Raw genomic sequence first — 15,332 nt, forward strand, 5'->3', positions numbered from 1 at the left:
GCCAGCGTAACCTGATACCAAAAGGTTTCACTGTACTGAAGGAGACACACTCATGTATATGGACGCTGTGGTTATCGCCGGAATCGTTACGGTGCTGTTGATGCTGGGCTTTTTCGTCGGGGTTGCCGTGTTTGTCATGCGCGACCAGAAACATCACGCCGAGGACGTCAGCAAACGCCAGGAAAAGCACGGCGGGCGGCCGGTCTGACACGACCTGATCATCAGGGAATTCGGACAGGGTATGGGCAGGGATGCCGGACACGCCCTCGCCAGGAACAGATGAGCCGGGTCGGCTTGCCTGTTTGGGGAGTGTTTGAAATCAGGGAAGGAAAAGAATGGCGTCCCCTAGGGGGTTCGAACCCCTGTTGCCGCCGTGAAAGGGCGGAGTCCTAGGCCACTAGACGAAGGGGACGCAACGTTTTCAACGGGTTGCCTCGTCGAGGTGGCGCGTATATTAAGTAAGCCCCCCGGTGGTGTCAACGCTTTTTTGCAAAAAAAATCCTATGCCCGATGGCCCGTCCGGATCGAGTGAAGGGCCTCTTCCAGGGCGACCGCCAACTCGGTGAAACGAAACTGGAACCCCTCGGCCAGCAACCGCTCGGGCACCGCCCGCTGGCCGGTCAGCAGCAACCGCGCCATTTCCCCGAACCCCAGCTTCAGAACCGGTGTCGGCACCGGGAACAGGGCGGGACGATGCAGTACCCGGCCCAGGGTCCGGGTGAAGGAACGGTTGGTCACCGGTGTCGGGGCGACCACATTGTAGGGGCCGGACGCCGGGCTCTGATCCACCATCCAGATCAGGGCCGCCACCACATCCCAGCGGTGTACCCAGGGCATGTATTGCCGGCCGGAACCAAGCCGGCCCCCCAGACCCAGCCGGAAGGGGGGCAGCATCCGGGCCAGGAAGCCACCTCCCGAGCCCACGACCAGCCCCGTCCGCGACAGGCAGACCCGTACGCCCCGGGGCGCCAGTGCCAGTGCTGCCTGTTCCCAATCCCGGCAGAGCCGGTGGGTGAATTCGTCGCGGGGGGCGGTGTTCTCGGTGACGGTGTTCTCGCCCTGATCGCCGTAATAGCCGACGGCCGACCCGGACACCAGAACCTGGGGCAGGCGTTGCCAAGTCGTGATCGTGTCCACCAGCGTCGTCGTGAGGCCGATCCGGCTGTCCCGGAGCCGGCGCTTCCGGGCTTCGCTCCAGCGTCTTTCCGCGATTCCTTCTCCGGCCAGGTTGATCACCGCGTCAAAGCCTGCGTGCCCCCGCAGTGACGCCAGCTCCGCGACGGGCTCCACCTTGCCGCACAGTGCCCTGACGGTGTCCGAGTCCTGGCGGCTGAAAACGGCGACCCGGTCGCCCCGAGCCAGCAGGTGGGCGCACAGCTCCCGACCGATGAAGCCGGTGCCGCCGGTTACGAGGATGTTGCGTGCCATGTCGGGGCCCTCCTCAGGTCTTTGTGGCCGGTTTCCTGATTGGTCAGGGAGCCTCTGCCAGTGTGTCGGTGACGATATCCCGTATCGCCGTGCCAAGCCGCGGATGTTCACCCACCGGCCGGTCCAGTCGGATGGGGATGCCGTGGCGTTGTTCCAGTGCCTGGATCATGGCGGGAATGTCGTTGCGAAGATGGCGTCCCGCGGCCAGGAACAGGGGAATGACCGTGATCTGCTCGATGCCGTCCCCGACGGCGTGCTCAACCGCTTCGGCCAGCGAGGGGTGCGCCAGCTCCATGTAGGCGACGCGGGCATTGGGGTGGGCATCGAGGGTCGGGGCGGCCATGGCCTCGAAAGTCTCGCACCAGCGGGGGTCGCTGCTGCCATGGGCCAACAGAATGATGCGGTGGCGTGTCATCGAATCTCCGGATTGCTGCAACTTGGAAACCTCCAGGAATCCTGCACAATGGGGCTGGTCGACTGCCATTCACGATAGCAGGGTATACCCCAATGTTCGATTGGAAAGAGATTCTGGATTTCTGGTTTGGTCCGCTGGACCCGGACGGCTTGCCGGACCGGGAACGCCGGAGCCGCTGGTTCCGCTCAGACCGGGCGTTTGACCAGGAGATCCGGCGTCGCTTCCTGTCCTTGGTGGTGTTCGCTTCGGAAGACGGTTTGTGGCACTGGCGGGAACAGCCAGGAGGGGCGTTGGCGGAAATCGTTCTGTTGGATCAGTTCTCCCGCAATATCTTTCGCGGTGGCGCGCTGGCGTTCGAACAGGACGCGCTGGCACGAAAACGTTGCCGGGAGGCCATGCGCCGGGGCCATGATGTGGCTCTGCCTCTGATTCAGCGGGCGTTCGTGTACATGCCACTGCAACACTCGGAACGCCTGGAGGACCAGGCGCTGTCCGTGGAGTGTTACGAACAGCTGGTGGCCACCAGCGCCGGGGACCTGCGGGAAGCGCTGGCGGGCTTTCTGACATCGGCCCGGGAACACCATGACATCGTGCGCCGCTTTGGCCGTTTTCCCCATCGTAACCGGGCTCTGGGACGCACCAGCACGCCGGAGGAACGGGCTTACCTGGAGGGTGGCCGCAGCTTTGGCCAGTAGTGCCGGAGCGGTGTCCGGGTGCCGTTGGCCTGGTTGCCGGCGGTGCAGAAAAAATTTAAAAAAACGGTTGACGAGCACGGCTCGATGGGTAGAATACGCCTCCGTTGACGGCGCTGACCCGCGCCACAGCACTGCGGGAATAGCTCAGTTGGTAGAGCACAACCTTGCCAAGGTTGGGGTCGCGAGTTCGAGTCTCGTTTCCCGCTCCAGATTCCGAAAACCCGGCCCGACAAGGCCGGGTTTTTTTATTTTCGGCTATACTGCCAAGCCTCGTTCTGAACCTGCCAAGGACCGGAGGCGCAAGGTGAAAGTCCACTCCCTGTATCTGTACCCCGTTAAATCTCTCGCCGGCATTGAGGTCGACGCCTTCACCATGGACGAATTCGGTCCGGCCGGAGACCGGCGCTGGATGCTGGTTGATGACGAGGGGCGCTTCGTCACCCAGCGCAAGTTCCCGCAATTGGCCCTGGTCAAACCCCGGATTGAGGGGGTGCGGGTGTCGGTTGATGTTCCCGGGGAAGGGGTATTTCTGCTACAGCCTGAGGCGGAGCGTATCCATGTCCAGGTCTGGCGGGATCAGGTGGAGGCGGTATCGGGCCCGGTGGCGGCCAGTGCGGCGATCAGTCGCTTCTGCGGCCAGTCATTCCGCTTTGTGTACATGCCGGATGACAGTGTTCGGCGGATCGATCCGGCCTATGTGCCGGAGACCCGCCGGGTAGGGTTTGCCGACGGTTTTCCTTTTCTGATCACCAATCAGGCTTCCCTGGACGAGCTGAACTCCCGGCTTGAGCAGCCGGTCACCATGACCCGGTTCCGGCCCAACATCGTGGTGGACGGCGCACCGGCCTGGACGGAAGATACTTGGCGAACCCTGCGGGTGGGGGGGCATCGGTTCGAGCTGGTCAAGTACTGTTCCCGGTGCGTCATGACGACGGTGGACCCGGCCACGGGAACCAAGAGCCCGGATGTTCAGCCGTTGCGCACCCTGACCCAGTACCGAAAGATGGAAGGTGGCGTTATCTTCGGAATGAACGCCATCCATAGCGGACCCGGCACCGTCCGGGTCGGCGATCCTGTTGTCTTGACCCATTCGGAGAGTGATTGACCGTGCCTTTGCTGACCCTCGACTCGATTTCCCTTGCCTACGGCATGCACCCGTTGCTGGAGAACGCGTCGCTTGCCATTGAACCCGGTGAGCGGGTGTGTTTGCTGGGGCGCAACGGGGAGGGTAAATCCACCCTGCTCAAAATCGTCAGCGGTGAGGTCACTCCCGACGGTGGGTTGGTGAGCCTGGAACCCGGCGCGGTTCTGTCGGTACTGCCCCAGAACCTGCCCACCGACGATGACCGCACGGCCTACGACGTGGTGGCCAGCGCCTTCCCTGAAACCGGTGCGTTGCTGGCCGAGTTTCATCGCCTGTCCCAACAGGTGGATCACGGCAGCCTGGAGCGTCTCACGGCGGTGCAGGAGCGTCTCGAAGCGCTTGACGGCTGGCGGCTCGACCAGAAGGTCACCACCATTCTTGGGCAGTACGGCCTCAAGCCTGAGCAGCGCCTGAATACCCTGTCCGGCGGCTGGCAGCGACGGGTGCTGCTGGCCCGGGCCCTGGTTTCGGAGCCGGACATCCTGTTGCTCGACGAACCCACCAACCACCTGGATGTGCCGGCCATTGCCTGGCTGGAAGACGCCCTGTCCCAATTCCGGGGGGCGATCCTGTTCGTCAGTCACGATCGGGCGTTTATCCGCCGAACAGCGACCCGCATCGTCGAACTCGACCGGGGTAAATTGACAAGTTTTTCAGCTGGTTATGACAAGTATCTCGAACTGAAGGAAAAACTTCTGGCGGACGAGGAGCGCCAGAACGAACTGTTCGACAAGAAGCTCAGGCAGGAAGAAGCCTGGATTCGCCAGGGCATCAAGGCCCGCCGCACCCGTAACATGGGGCGCGTCCGCGCGCTCAAGGCTCTGCGGGAAGAGCACCGGCAACGGCGCTTACGGGAGGGGGCCGCCAGTTTCTCGGTGGAAGAAGCGGCGCGCTCCGGCAAGCTGGTGGCGGAAGCCCATCAGGCCGCTTTTTCCTATCCGGATGGCCGGGAGGTGATCCGGGATCTGGAGCTGACCATTCTCCGCGGCGACAAAATCGGTCTGGTGGGCGAGAACGGCACCGGCAAGACCACGCTGGTGCGCCTGTTGCTGGGCGACCTCAAGGCAACCCGCGGCACGGTGCGCCAGGGGACTCGGCTGGAGGTCGCGTACTTCGACCAGCTCAGGGGGGAGCTGGATCTGGAGCGCAATGCCCTGGACAACCTGTCCGAGGGTCGTGAATTCATCGACATCAACGGCCAGCGCAAGCATGTGTTGGGTTACCTGCAAGAATTTCTGTTCACCCCGGAGCGTGCCCGGTCCCCGGTTAAGGTGTTTTCCGGTGGAGAGCGGGCGCGCCTGCTGCTGGCCAAACTGTTCAGCAAGCCCGCCAATGTCCTGGTTCTGGACGAACCCACCAACGATCTGGACGTGGAAACCCTGGAGCTGCTGGAAGACCAGTTGGTGGCGTTTCAGGGAACGGTGATCGTCATCAGCCACGATCGCGAGTTTTTGGACAACGTGGCCACGGACATCCTGTTTCTGGACGGCTCCGGCCACGTGCGCCAGTATGTCGGAGGCTATTCCGACTGGCGTCGCCAGGGGGGCCGTTTCCCCTCGGAGCTGGCGGGCAGCCGGCCGGATCGGCAGGACGGTGCCGCCGCGGCCGCAAAGTCGGAGTCCCCCCGGCCAAAAGCGGAGCCGGAGAGGCCCCGGGCCAAATCCGCCAAGCTCAGTTACAAGCTGAAACTGGAACTGGAGCAGCTTCCGGCGAAAATTGAGACCCTTGAACGGCAAGTGGCGGCCTTGCAGGATACAATCTCCAGCTCCGGGTTTTACTCAGGTGCGCCCGGGGAGGTCGCATCGACCCTGCAGCAGCTGGCCGACACGGAGGCGCAGCTGGAAGCGGCAATCGAGCGGTGGATGGAGCTGGAAGAACAGGCGGGGCAATGAACGTCCAGTACGAATTTCGCTTCGAGGATGGTCGCCGGATTCGTTTTCGGGTAACCGATCAGCCTCGCGTTCCCGAGACTTCGCTACCGGCCTGGACGCGGTTGGAACACTGCCAATGCAGCAACTGTCCCCTGACGACCGAACAGGCGTCCTATTGCCCGGCCGCCGTTGAAATCCTGCCGGTGGTGGAGGCGTTCCGGGCCGAGGATGCCTATCAAAAGGTAGGGGTCCGGGTTGCCGACGAACGGCGCCAATACGGCAAACAGACGACCCTGGAGGAGGCCCTCCGTGCCCTGCTGGGACTGAAAATGGCCACCAGCGGTTGTCCGGTGCTCGGGGAACTCAAGTCCATGGCGGTGCACCATCTGCCGTTTGCCAGCAGCGACGAGTTCATCATGCGTACCGTGTCCCACTACTTGCTGGAGCAGTATTTTGCCAAGCGGAACCATCAGGAGCCGGACTGGGAGCTGAAGGGTTTGGTGGCGAGAAATCAGCGGTTGCAGCTGGTGAACCAGGCGCTGTGGCAGCGTATCCATGCCGTGTGCCAGGGCGACAGCAACCTCAAGGCCCTGCTCAATTTCTTCTCGATGGCGTCGAGTGTGAGTTTTTCTCTGGAAGCGCAGCTGCGGAAACTGGAGGCGCGGATGAAAGGGGAGGGGGCCTGAGGTGCCAGGCCCCCAAACCGTGCGGGATCAGTGAATCCGGACCGCCAGCACGTCACACTCGGTGCCGTGCAGAACTCCGTTGGCGGTGGAGCCCAGCAGCAGTTGGAAGCCCTTCCGGCCATGGCTTCCGACAATGATCAGGTCAACGCCCTGTTCCTGGGCGATGCGGTGAATTTCGGATTCCGGTCGCCCAACGGTCACGATCTGATGCTCCTTGGCCACGCCGTACTGCTCTCCATATTTGCCCAATTGCTCCTTGGCAGCCTTGTCGAGCTGGTCCTGAAGTTCCGTGAGGTCCATGGGGATGTCGCCCCCATAGGCGTAACCCACGGGCTCCACCACGTGCACCAGCAGCAGTTCGGCGCCGTGGGTATCCCTCAGGGTTTTGGCCTTATCCAGGACCTGAGGCGCTTCTTCCGTCAGGTCGATGGCGACCAGCATCTTTTTGTAGGCGGACATCGCATTACTCCTTCGCGTCAGACGTCTTTGGGAAATAGTAGTCCAAATTTAACCGAAAGAGTGTAGCGGCAAACTGATAGGTATCAATACATGCATCGGAAAAAGGACGGGGTGGCATCGGTGCCCCCCGTCCCCGGGCGACCGTCAGTGGCTGTTCTGAAGCAGTTCGATGGCGCTGCCCAGGCTGCTCAGGATAGCCTTGGAGTAACGGTCGATCACGAAACCGACGTTGTTTTCGTTGTAGTTGATGTAAGAGCCGCGGATAAACTGCCACTTGGAACTGATGTCGTCCAGCAGCGCCCGCAACTCGCCCTCGGCGGGGCCTTGCCTGACCTGCTCCAGCAGGGCGTCGAATTCCCGTGCCTGGGCATCCAGTGGCGTTTCCGTGGCCGATCCCTGAAAGGTCTGGGACACGGACGAGTTGGTGCGCACCGCGTACTTGGCCATCATCTGCGCCATTTTCACCGCTGCCATGCGGGCCGCCTCCACCCGGGGGTTGGTCTGGGTCTGGGAGCTTTCCTGCGCCTCCAGATACAGCTCGGTGGCCATGTTGTTCATGGCCAGGGCCTGGTTGGCCATGTCGGAGACCAGGCGCAGGTCGGGATATCCCTGGGTCCGGACATCGTTGATGTTGTCGCGCATGAGCCCCTTGAACTTCTCGAATTCCTGGCTGAGCGCGCTCAGCTGGTCCTTGGACAGGACCTCGTCGGTGCTCTGGGTGAGACGGTTCATGGCATCGTTGGCCGAGTTGATACCCGCCACGATTTCATTCAAGGTGTCGGTGGTGCCGGTGCCGCTGAACCGGTAGTAGGCGTCCAGAGCCAAGTAGTTGCTGATTCGGAAGCTGTGGAGGTCTGAGAGGAATGCGCTGGGAGTCTCCTGGGCCCGGGCGCTCAAGGACGCGCAGGCCATGACGATGGCCAGGATCAGGAAAGGGAACCGCAGACAGGAAGCTGGCATCGGATGAGTCTCCGTAATTCTCTGTTTTTATTGTCGACCGGGTTTGCTTCCTGAAGGTAAATTAACTGTTGCGGGCAATCAAGCGGTTTTGTCGGCAACCGGGAGGGGAAATGTCAACAACCATGAAATTTACGTGACGGAGTTCACGACCTGTGTGATGGAAGCTTGGTAACCCTCTGAAAATGGCCGGTTCTCTTGCTGTTTTTACCGTCACGCCCCCGAGTGTCTGGGCGCTCGCGGCCAAGAAACAAATTGACAAATGCTCGGTTTTTTTTCATCGTGTGCCCTCACGATTCAAACGACTGTATGAATTTTTGGATCGAATGATCGGGCAGTGACCGAAATCTCGCTGCACGGACAGCCGCCTGGACAGCTCAGGTCGGCGGTTGTCAGCAGTTCCAATCACAGACTGGAGATCAGTTGATGATTTACGAAGGTAAAGCCATCACGGTTAAAGAGATCGAAGGCGGAATCGCTCAGTTGAACTTCGACTTGCAGGGCGAGTCAGTCAACAAGTTCAACCGTCTCACTATTGAGGAGCTGGGCGCCGCCACCGAAGCGCTGAAAGCGCAGAAGAACCTGAAAGGCCTGGTGGTAACCAGCTCCAAGGACAGTTTCATCGTCGGTGCCGACATCACCGAGTTCACCGACCTGTTCGCCGGTCCGGAAGAGGATCTCGTCGCCAACAACCTGAAGGCGAATGCCGTGTTCAACGCGGTTGAGGACCTGCCGTTCCCGACGGTCACCGCCATCAACGGCATTGCGCTCGGTGGTGGTTTCGAAATGTGCCTTGCAACTGACTACCGGGTGATGGATCCGAAAGCGAAGGTCGGTCTGCCGGAAGTGAAGCTGGGGATCTTCCCGGGCTTTGGCGGCACCGTGCGTCTGTCTCGCCTGATTGGTGTCGACAACGCCGTTGAATGGATCTGTGGCGGGGCCGAGAACCGTGCCGACGCGGCCTTGAAGGTGGGTGCCGTGGATGCCGTGGTCGAGTCTGGTCAGCTGGTTGAAGCGGCCATCGACATCATCCGGCAGTGCAACGAGGGCAAGCTGGACTACCAGGCCCGTCGTGAAGAGAAGAAAGGCAAGATCAAGCTCAACGCCATGGAAAGCATGATGGCGTTCGAAATCTCCAAGGCGTTCGTGGCCGGCAAGGCAGGCAAGAACTACCCCGCGCCGGTGGAAGCCATTAAGGTCATGCAGAAGCATGCGAGTATGACCCGCGACAAGGCGATCGAAGTCGAGGCGAAGGGCTTCGCCAAGATGGCCAAGACCAATGTGGCGGCCTGCCTGGTTGGCCTGTTCCTGAACGACCAGAAGCTGAAGAAAAAAGCCAGCGCCTGGATGAAGGAAGCCTCCGAAGTGAAATTGGCTGCCGTCCTGGGCGCCGGTATCATGGGCGGTGGCGTGGCTTACCAGTCCGCGCTCAAGGGCACGCCGATCATCATGAAGGACATCAACCCCGAGGGCATCCGACTGGGGCTGGCCGAGGCCAAGAAGCTCCTAACCAAGCGGGTTGACAAGGGCAAGATGGACGCCGGCAAGATGGCCGACGTGCTCAACAACATTACGCCGACCCTGAACTACGGCGACTTCAAGAACGTCGACCTGGTGGTCGAGGCCGTGGTCGAGAACCCGAAAGTCAAAGACGCCGTGCTGCGGGAAACCGAAGACGCGGTGCGCGAGGACACCATCCTGACCTCGAACACCTCCACCATCTCCATCAACCTCCTGGCGAAAAACCTGAAGCGTCCGGAAAACTTCTGTGGCATGCACTTCTTCAACCCGGTACACATGATGCCGCTGGTTGAGGTGATCCGTGGCGAGAAGACCTCCGACCGTGCCATCGCCACCACCGTTGCCTACGCCAAGGCCATGGGTAAGACCCCGATCGTGGTCAACGACTGCCCGGGCTTCCTGGTCAACCGGGTGCTGTTCCCGTACTTCGGCGGTTTCGCCGGCCTGGTGCGCGACGGCGCCGACTTCCAGAAGATCGACAAGGTCATGGAGAAGTTCGGCTGGCCGATGGGCCCGGCCTACCTGCTGGACGTGGTCGGCATGGACACCGCCAAGCACGCCAACGAAGTGATGGCCGAGGGTTTCCCGGACCGGATGAAGGACGATCGGACCTCCGCCATCGACGTGATGTTCGAGAACAACCGGTACGGTCAGAAGAACGGCAAGGGCTTCTACAAGTACGAAACCGACCGCAAGGGCAAGCCCAAGAAAGTCGTTGACGAGGAAACCTACAAGCTCCTCGAACCGGTGGTTCAGGGCAGCAGGGACTTCGACGAAGAGGAAATCATCGCCCGCATGATGATTCCGCTGTGCCTGGAAACCGTGCGCTGCCTGGAGGACGGCATCGTCGAGGATCCGGCCGATGCGGATATGGGCCTGATCTACGGTATCGGCTTCCCTCCGTTCCGTGGCGGTGCCCTGCGCTACATCGATGACATGGGCGTTGCCGCCTTCGTCGAACTGGCAGACAAGTATGCAGAACTCGGTCCCCTGTACCAGCCGACCGAGAAGCTGCGTGAAATGGCCAAGACTGGCAAGAAGTTCTTTGGCTAACCCTGAACGAGATTTCCGAACGGAGAAAGATCTATGAGCCTTAATCCGAGAGACGTTGTCGTCGTCGATTGCGTGCGGACTCCGATGGGTCGTGCCAAAAACGGATGTTTCCGCAACGTGCGCGCGGAGAACCTGTCCGCGGCACTGATCGAAGCGCTGTTTGACCGCAACCCGAACCTTGACCCGAAAGAAGTGGAAGATGTGATCTGGGGCTGCGTGAACCAGACCAAGGAGCAGGGGTTCAACGTGGCGCGTCAGATTTCCCTGATGACCCGCATCCCCCACGAATCCGCTGCCCAGACCGTGAACCGTCTGTGCGGTTCGGCCATGACCGCGATCCACACCGCAGCCCAGGCCATCATGACCGGCAACGGTGATGTGTTCATGGTCGGCGGTGTCGAGCACATGGGCCACGTGCCCATGACCGAAGGGTTCGATCACAACCCGGCCGCCTCCAAATACTCCGCCAAGGCCTCCAACATGATGGGCCTGACCGCGGAGATGCTGGCCAAGATGCACGGCATCACCCGCCAGCAGCAGGATGAGTTTGGTGCCCGCTCGCACCGGCTGGCGCACGAGGCCACCCTGGAAGGCCGCTTCAAGAACGAGATTGTTCCCATCGAGGGGCACGACGAGAATGGCTTCAGGAAACTGATCGAAGTGGACGAAACCATCCGTCCTGAAACCACCGTCGAGACCCTGAGCCAGCTCAAGCCGGCCTTCGATCCGAAGAACGGCACCGTGACTGCGGGTACCTCTTCGCAGCTCACCGACGGCGCCTCCGCGATGCTGGTGATGTCCGCCGAGCGGGCCCAGGCCCTGGGCCTGACGCCGATGGCGAAGATCCGCAGCATGGCCGTGGCCGGGTGCGATCCCGCGATCATGGGGTACGGTCCGGTACCGGCCACCAAAAAGGCGCTCAAGCGTGCCGGCCTGAAGGTCGAGGACATCGACTTCTGGGAGCTGAACGAGGCGTTCGCCGGGCAGTCCCTGCCGGTCCTGAAAGACCTCAAGCTGCTGGGCGTGATGGACGAGAAGGTGAACCTGAACGGTGGCGCGATCGCACTGGGCCACCCGCTGGGTTGCTCCGGTGCCCGCATCTCCACCACCCTGCTGAACATCATGCAGGCCCGTGGCGGTACCCTGGGTGTGTCTACCATGTGTATCGGTCTGGGACAGGGCATTGCCACTGTCTGGGAGCGCGTCTGATCCCGTCCGGGAGCAGCCCGTTCCAACCCGAAGGCCCGGCGTAAGCCGGGCCTTCCTGTTTTCGGCCGGTGAATTTCTGCGGGGTTTGGTCGGGTAAAAAGCCGCACTTAAATTGATGAATGGGTTGTTTTGCCATTCTTGACCCTGTAAAACAGTGGGCCTATAGACTGAGCCGGCTGTTTTTTGAGTTTTCTAGCCGCCTGATTTTACTGCGAGTTTAAGGTTTGCTGTTTTTTTGACCGAATTGTCGCCAAGGATACAGATCTCCGATATGGGTAAAAGTCTCGTAATTGTCGAGTCGCCAGCGAAAGCGAAGACCATCAACAAGTACCTGGGCCCGGACTACATTGTGAAGTCCAGCGTCGGGCACATTCGCGACCTGCCGGTCAGCGGCAGCGGTTCCCAGGCCGATCCGAAGGAGCGTGCCCGCCAGGCGGCCCTGACCCGCAAGATGAGCCCGGAAGAAAAGGCCGAGCACAAGAAGCGCAAGGCCCGGGAGCAGCTGGTGGCCCGCATGGGGGTCGATCCGGACCGGGACTGGCAGGCCCGGTACGAGGTCTTGCCCGGCAAGGAAAAGGTGGTCAGTGAGCTTAAGCGCCTCGCCAAGTCGGCGGATCATATCTATCTGGCGACCGACTTGGACCGGGAAGGGGAGGCCATTGCCTGGCACCTGCAGGAAACCATCGGCGGCGAGCCGGATAAATACCGTCGGGTGGTGTTCAACGAGATCACCCGGCGCGCCATCCAGGAAGCGTTCAAGGATCCGGGCCAGCTCGACAACAACCGGGTCAATGCCCAGCAGGCCCGCCGCTTCCTCGATCGGGTGGTGGGTTACATGGTATCGCCGCTGCTGTGGGCGAAGATCGCCCGTGGACTTTCCGCCGGTCGCGTCCAGTCAGTGGCCGTGCGCCTGATCGTCGAACGGGAGCGGGAGATCCGCAAGTTCGTGCCGGAAGAATTCTGGCAGTTGCACGCCGACCTGGCGCCCAAGGACAGCCGGGAGCCGGTGCGTTTCGAGGTAACCCGCTATCAGGAGCAGACCTACCGGCCCGTCAACGAAGCACAGAGCAATGAGCATGTGCAGCGGCTGCGCCAGGGGGATTTCAAGGTGGTGCGCCGCGAGGACAAGCCCACCCGTTCCCGGCCCTCGGCGCCGTTCATCACCTCCACCCTGCAGCAGGCGGCGAGCAACCGCATGGGCTTCAGCGTCAAGAAAACCATGATGCTGGCCCAGCGCCTGTACGAGGCGGGCTACATCACCTATATGCGGACCGACTCCACCAATCTGAGTCAGGACGCCGTGGCCAGTTGCCGGGCCTTTATCAAGGATCAGTTCGGTGATCGCTACCTGCCGGAGAATCCCCGCATCTATGGCAGCAAGGAAGGCGCTCAGGAAGCGCACGAGGCGATTCGTCCCACGGAAGTCACCCGTCGGCCCTCCGATATCACCGGTCTGGAAAAGGACGCGGAGAAGCTCTACGAACTGATCTGGCGCCAGTTCATTGCCTGCCAGATGTCTGACGCGGAATTCCTGAGCACGTCCGTGGTGGTGGCGAACGACGGCTACGAGCTGCGCACCCGCGGCCGCATCATCAAGTTCGACGGTTTCCTCAAAGCCGCGCCGCAGGCGGGCAAGAAGGACGAGGATGTGGCGCTGCCGGATATCCAGGTGGGCGATGTCTTGGACCTGGTGAAGCTCGACCCCAGCCAGCATTTCACCAAACCGGCACCCCGTTTCACCGAGGCGAGCCTGGTCAAGGAACTGGAAAAGCTGGGCATCGGCCGGCCCTCCACCTACGCTTCTATTATTTCAACTATCCAGGAGCGGGGTTATGTCCGTCTCCAGAACCGGCGTTTCTATGCCGAGAAAATGGGGGAGATCGTTACTGAGCGGTTGTCGGAGTCCTTCCCCAACCTGATGGACTATGACTTCACCGCGAGGATGGAAGACGAGCTCGACGACATCGCCGAGGGCGAGGTCGACTGGAAAAGCGTGCTGAACGAGTTCTATGGCCGTTTCCGGCAGCAGCTGGAGCAGGCGGAGCGGGACGAAGGGGGGATGAGGGCCAACACGCCCACGGAAACCGACATTCCGTGTCCAACCTGCGGCCGCAACATGCAGATACGGGTGGCCAGCACCGGGGTGTTCCTGGGCTGCTCCGGCTACTCGCTGCCGCCCAAGGAGCGCTGCAAGACCACCATCAACCTGGTTCCCGGAGATGAGGTGGTCAGCGCCGACGAGGATGTTGAGGGCGAGGGGGAAACCCGTCTGCTGCGTAAGAAGCGCCGGTGTCCCAAGTGCGGCACGGCCATGGACAGTTACCTGATCGACGAGACTCGGAAGCTGCATGTCTGCGGCAACAACCCGGACTGCTCCGGTTACGAGGTGGAAACCGGCAGTTTCCGGATCAAGGGATACGATGGGCCGACCCTGGAATGCGACAAGTGCGGGTCGGAAATGCAGCTCAAGACCGGTCGTTTTGGCAAGTACTTCGGCTGTACCAATCCGGACTGCAAGAACACCCGCAAGCTGCTGAAGAACGGTGAGCCGGCGCCGCCCAAGATGGATCCGGTGCCCATGCCGGAACTCAAGTGCGAGAAGGTGGATGACACCTATGTGCTGAGGGATGGCGCTTCTGGCCTGTTCCTTGCTGCCAGCAAGTTCCCCAGGAACCGGGAAACCCGGCCGCCGCTGGTGCGTGAGCTCAAGCCGCATCGGGACGAAATCGATCCCAAGTACCACTATCTGCTGGATGCTCCGGAAACCGATCCGGAGGGCAATCCGACAGTGGTTCGGTACAGCCGCAAGAGCAAGGAGCAGTACGTCATGTCCGAGAAGGACGGCAAGGCGACGGGCTGGTCGGCCTGGTATGTGAATGGTAAATGGCAGCCCCGGGAGAAGTAACGTCGGGGTAGGGAGTGGCAGGGGGCGGGCAACCGCCCCTTGTCGTTTGTGCTAGCGGAACTTGCGCAGACGCTCGATCAGCGAAGAGGTGTCCCAGCGGCGGCCGCCCATGGCCTGGACATCGGCATAAAACTGGTCCACCAGGGCCGTGACGGGAAGGCTGGCGTTGATCCGTCGGGCTTCCTCCAGACAGATGGCCAAGTCCTTGCGCATCCAGTCCACGGCGAAACCGTGATTGAATTCACCGTCGATCATGGTGCCTGAGCGATTTTCCATCTGCCAGGACTGGGCCGCGCCCTTGGAGATCACGTCCACGACCTTGCGGGCATCCAGCCCGGCTTGCTCCGCGAAATGCAGAGCCTCAGACAAGCCCTGAACCAGCCCGGCGATGGCAATCTGGTTGACCATCTTGGTTTTCTGGCCGCTGCCGGTCGGCCCCATCAGATTGACCGCTCTGGCGTAGTGCGCCATGACCGGTCGGGCCCGCTCATAGTGTGCCGCGTCCCCCCCGCACATGATTGTCAGCTGGCCGTTCTCAGCGCCCTGCTGGCCTCCAGATACCGGCGCATCGATGAAGCCTTGCCCCCGCGCTGCCGCGGCTTGGGCGAGGCGCTCGGCGACACCGGCGGAGGCGGTGGTGTGGTCGATCAGGGTGGCGCCTCGCGGCGCGTTGGCTATGATGCCGTCCGGGCCCTCGAACACCTCGATCAGATCCTTGTCGGCGCCAACGCAGGTCAGTACGAAGTCAGCGTCTCCGACGGCTTCGGCAATGGACGCGCAGGCGGTTCCGGAATAGTCCTTGAGCCATTGCTGGCATTTGCTCGGTGTCCGGTTCCAGACCTTCACCCGAAGGCCCGCCTGGGCCAGATGGCCAGCCATGGGGTAACCCATGACGCCGAGGCCGATAAAGCTTGCCGTTATGGTCATGCGCGGTGTCTCCTTGTGTTGTTGTGACTGAGGATCAAAGGTAGCACAGGTGGCGGGTATGA

General features: G+C 61.6%; 13 protein-coding genes and 2 tRNA genes. 9 read left to right on the plus strand and 6 right to left on the minus strand.

The window, feature by feature from the left end; translation table 11 throughout:
* The first annotated feature begins 52 nt into the window (after positions 1-52).
* Positions 53-208 (plus strand): cytochrome c oxidase subunit CcoM, encoded by a 156-nt coding sequence (ccoM, locus tag BTO32_RS17900; protein WP_175618643.1) that lies wholly within the window; start codon positions 53-55, stop codon positions 206-208.
* Between the two features lie 128 nt (positions 209-336).
* Here the strand turns inward: ccoM and BTO32_RS06830 are convergent.
* The 3 genes from BTO32_RS06830 to BTO32_RS06840 form a co-directional block, all read right to left on the minus strand.
* Positions 337-412, minus strand: a tRNA-Glu gene (locus BTO32_RS06830).
* 89 nt (positions 413-501) lie between these two features.
* Positions 502-1,428 carry a TIGR01777 family oxidoreductase gene (locus BTO32_RS06835; RefSeq protein ID WP_076723883.1) on the minus strand — a complete coding sequence of 309 codons (927 nt, stop codon included), beginning with the start codon at positions 1,426-1,428 and terminating at the stop codon, positions 502-504.
* Positions 1,429-1,471: 43 nt separating this feature from the next.
* On the minus strand, positions 1,472-1,843 hold the full coding sequence (locus tag BTO32_RS06840) for a sirohydrochlorin chelatase (protein WP_076723884.1): 372 nt from the start codon (positions 1,841-1,843) through the stop codon (positions 1,472-1,474).
* A gap of 92 nt (positions 1,844-1,935) precedes the next feature.
* Between BTO32_RS06840 and BTO32_RS06845 the strand changes: the two genes are divergently transcribed.
* The 5 genes from BTO32_RS06845 (at position 1,936) to BTO32_RS06865 (ending at position 6,239) form a co-directional block, all read left to right on the plus strand.
* Positions 1,936-2,538: a DUF924 family protein gene (locus tag BTO32_RS06845; protein WP_076723885.1), complete on the plus strand. Its 603-nt coding sequence runs from the start codon at positions 1,936-1,938 to the stop codon at positions 2,536-2,538.
* Between the two features lie 133 nt (positions 2,539-2,671).
* Positions 2,672-2,747 (plus strand) — tRNA-Gly (locus BTO32_RS06850).
* Positions 2,748-2,842: 95 nt separating this feature from the next.
* Positions 2,843-3,643 carry an MOSC domain-containing protein gene (locus BTO32_RS06855; RefSeq protein WP_076723886.1) on the plus strand — a complete coding sequence of 267 codons (801 nt, stop codon included), beginning with the start codon at positions 2,843-2,845 and terminating at the stop codon, positions 3,641-3,643.
* Positions 3,644-3,645: 2 nt separating this feature from the next.
* On the plus strand, positions 3,646-5,574 hold the full coding sequence (locus tag BTO32_RS06860; RefSeq protein WP_076724151.1) for an ATP-binding cassette domain-containing protein: 1,929 nt from the start codon (positions 3,646-3,648) through the stop codon (positions 5,572-5,574).
* Positions 5,571-6,239 (plus strand): DUF6901 family protein, encoded by a 669-nt coding sequence (locus tag BTO32_RS06865; protein ID WP_076723887.1) that lies wholly within the window; start codon positions 5,571-5,573, stop codon positions 6,237-6,239. Before BTO32_RS06860 ends, BTO32_RS06865 begins: the two co-directional genes overlap by 4 nt.
* Before the next feature lie 27 nt (positions 6,240-6,266).
* Here the strand turns inward: BTO32_RS06865 and BTO32_RS06870 are convergent, their stop codons facing one another.
* Together BTO32_RS06870 and BTO32_RS06875 are read right to left on the minus strand one after the other, a co-directional pair.
* On the minus strand, positions 6,267-6,698 hold the full coding sequence (locus BTO32_RS06870; protein WP_076723888.1) for a universal stress protein: 432 nt from the start codon (positions 6,696-6,698) through the stop codon (positions 6,267-6,269).
* A 144-nt stretch (positions 6,699-6,842) separates the two neighbouring features.
* Complete coding sequence (locus tag BTO32_RS06875; protein WP_076723889.1) at positions 6,843-7,658, minus strand: hypothetical protein; 816 nt, start codon at positions 7,656-7,658, stop codon at positions 6,843-6,845.
* Between the two features lie 423 nt (positions 7,659-8,081).
* On the opposite strand from BTO32_RS06875, the gene fadB reads away from it, so the two are divergent.
* From fadB to topA, 3 genes are all read left to right on the plus strand, one after another.
* Complete coding sequence (gene fadB, locus BTO32_RS06880; RefSeq protein ID WP_076723890.1) at positions 8,082-10,229, plus strand: fatty acid oxidation complex subunit alpha FadB; 2,148 nt, start codon at positions 8,082-8,084, stop codon at positions 10,227-10,229.
* Positions 10,230-10,262: 33 nt separating this feature from the next.
* A complete protein-coding gene (fadA, locus tag BTO32_RS06885) occupies positions 10,263-11,438 on the plus strand; it encodes an acetyl-CoA C-acyltransferase FadA (RefSeq protein WP_076723891.1) in 1,176 nt (391 codons plus the stop codon).
* Between the two features lie 271 nt (positions 11,439-11,709).
* Positions 11,710-14,343 (plus strand): type I DNA topoisomerase, encoded by a 2,634-nt coding sequence (gene topA / locus BTO32_RS06890; protein WP_076723892.1) that lies wholly within the window; start codon positions 11,710-11,712, stop codon positions 14,341-14,343.
* Positions 14,344-14,394: 51 nt separating this feature from the next.
* On the opposite strand, the gene BTO32_RS06895 is transcribed toward topA, so the two are convergent.
* The gene (locus tag BTO32_RS06895; protein WP_076723893.1) at positions 14,395-15,270 is read right to left on the minus strand and encodes an NAD(P)-dependent oxidoreductase; all 876 of its coding nucleotides are present in this window, start codon (positions 15,268-15,270) and stop codon (positions 14,395-14,397) included.
* Positions 15,271-15,332: the final 62 nt, after the last annotated feature.

Source organism: Marinobacter lutaoensis (assembly GCF_001981305.1).
In the GTDB taxonomy this organism is placed as follows: domain Bacteria; phylum Pseudomonadota; class Gammaproteobacteria; order Pseudomonadales; family Oleiphilaceae; genus Marinobacter; species Marinobacter lutaoensis.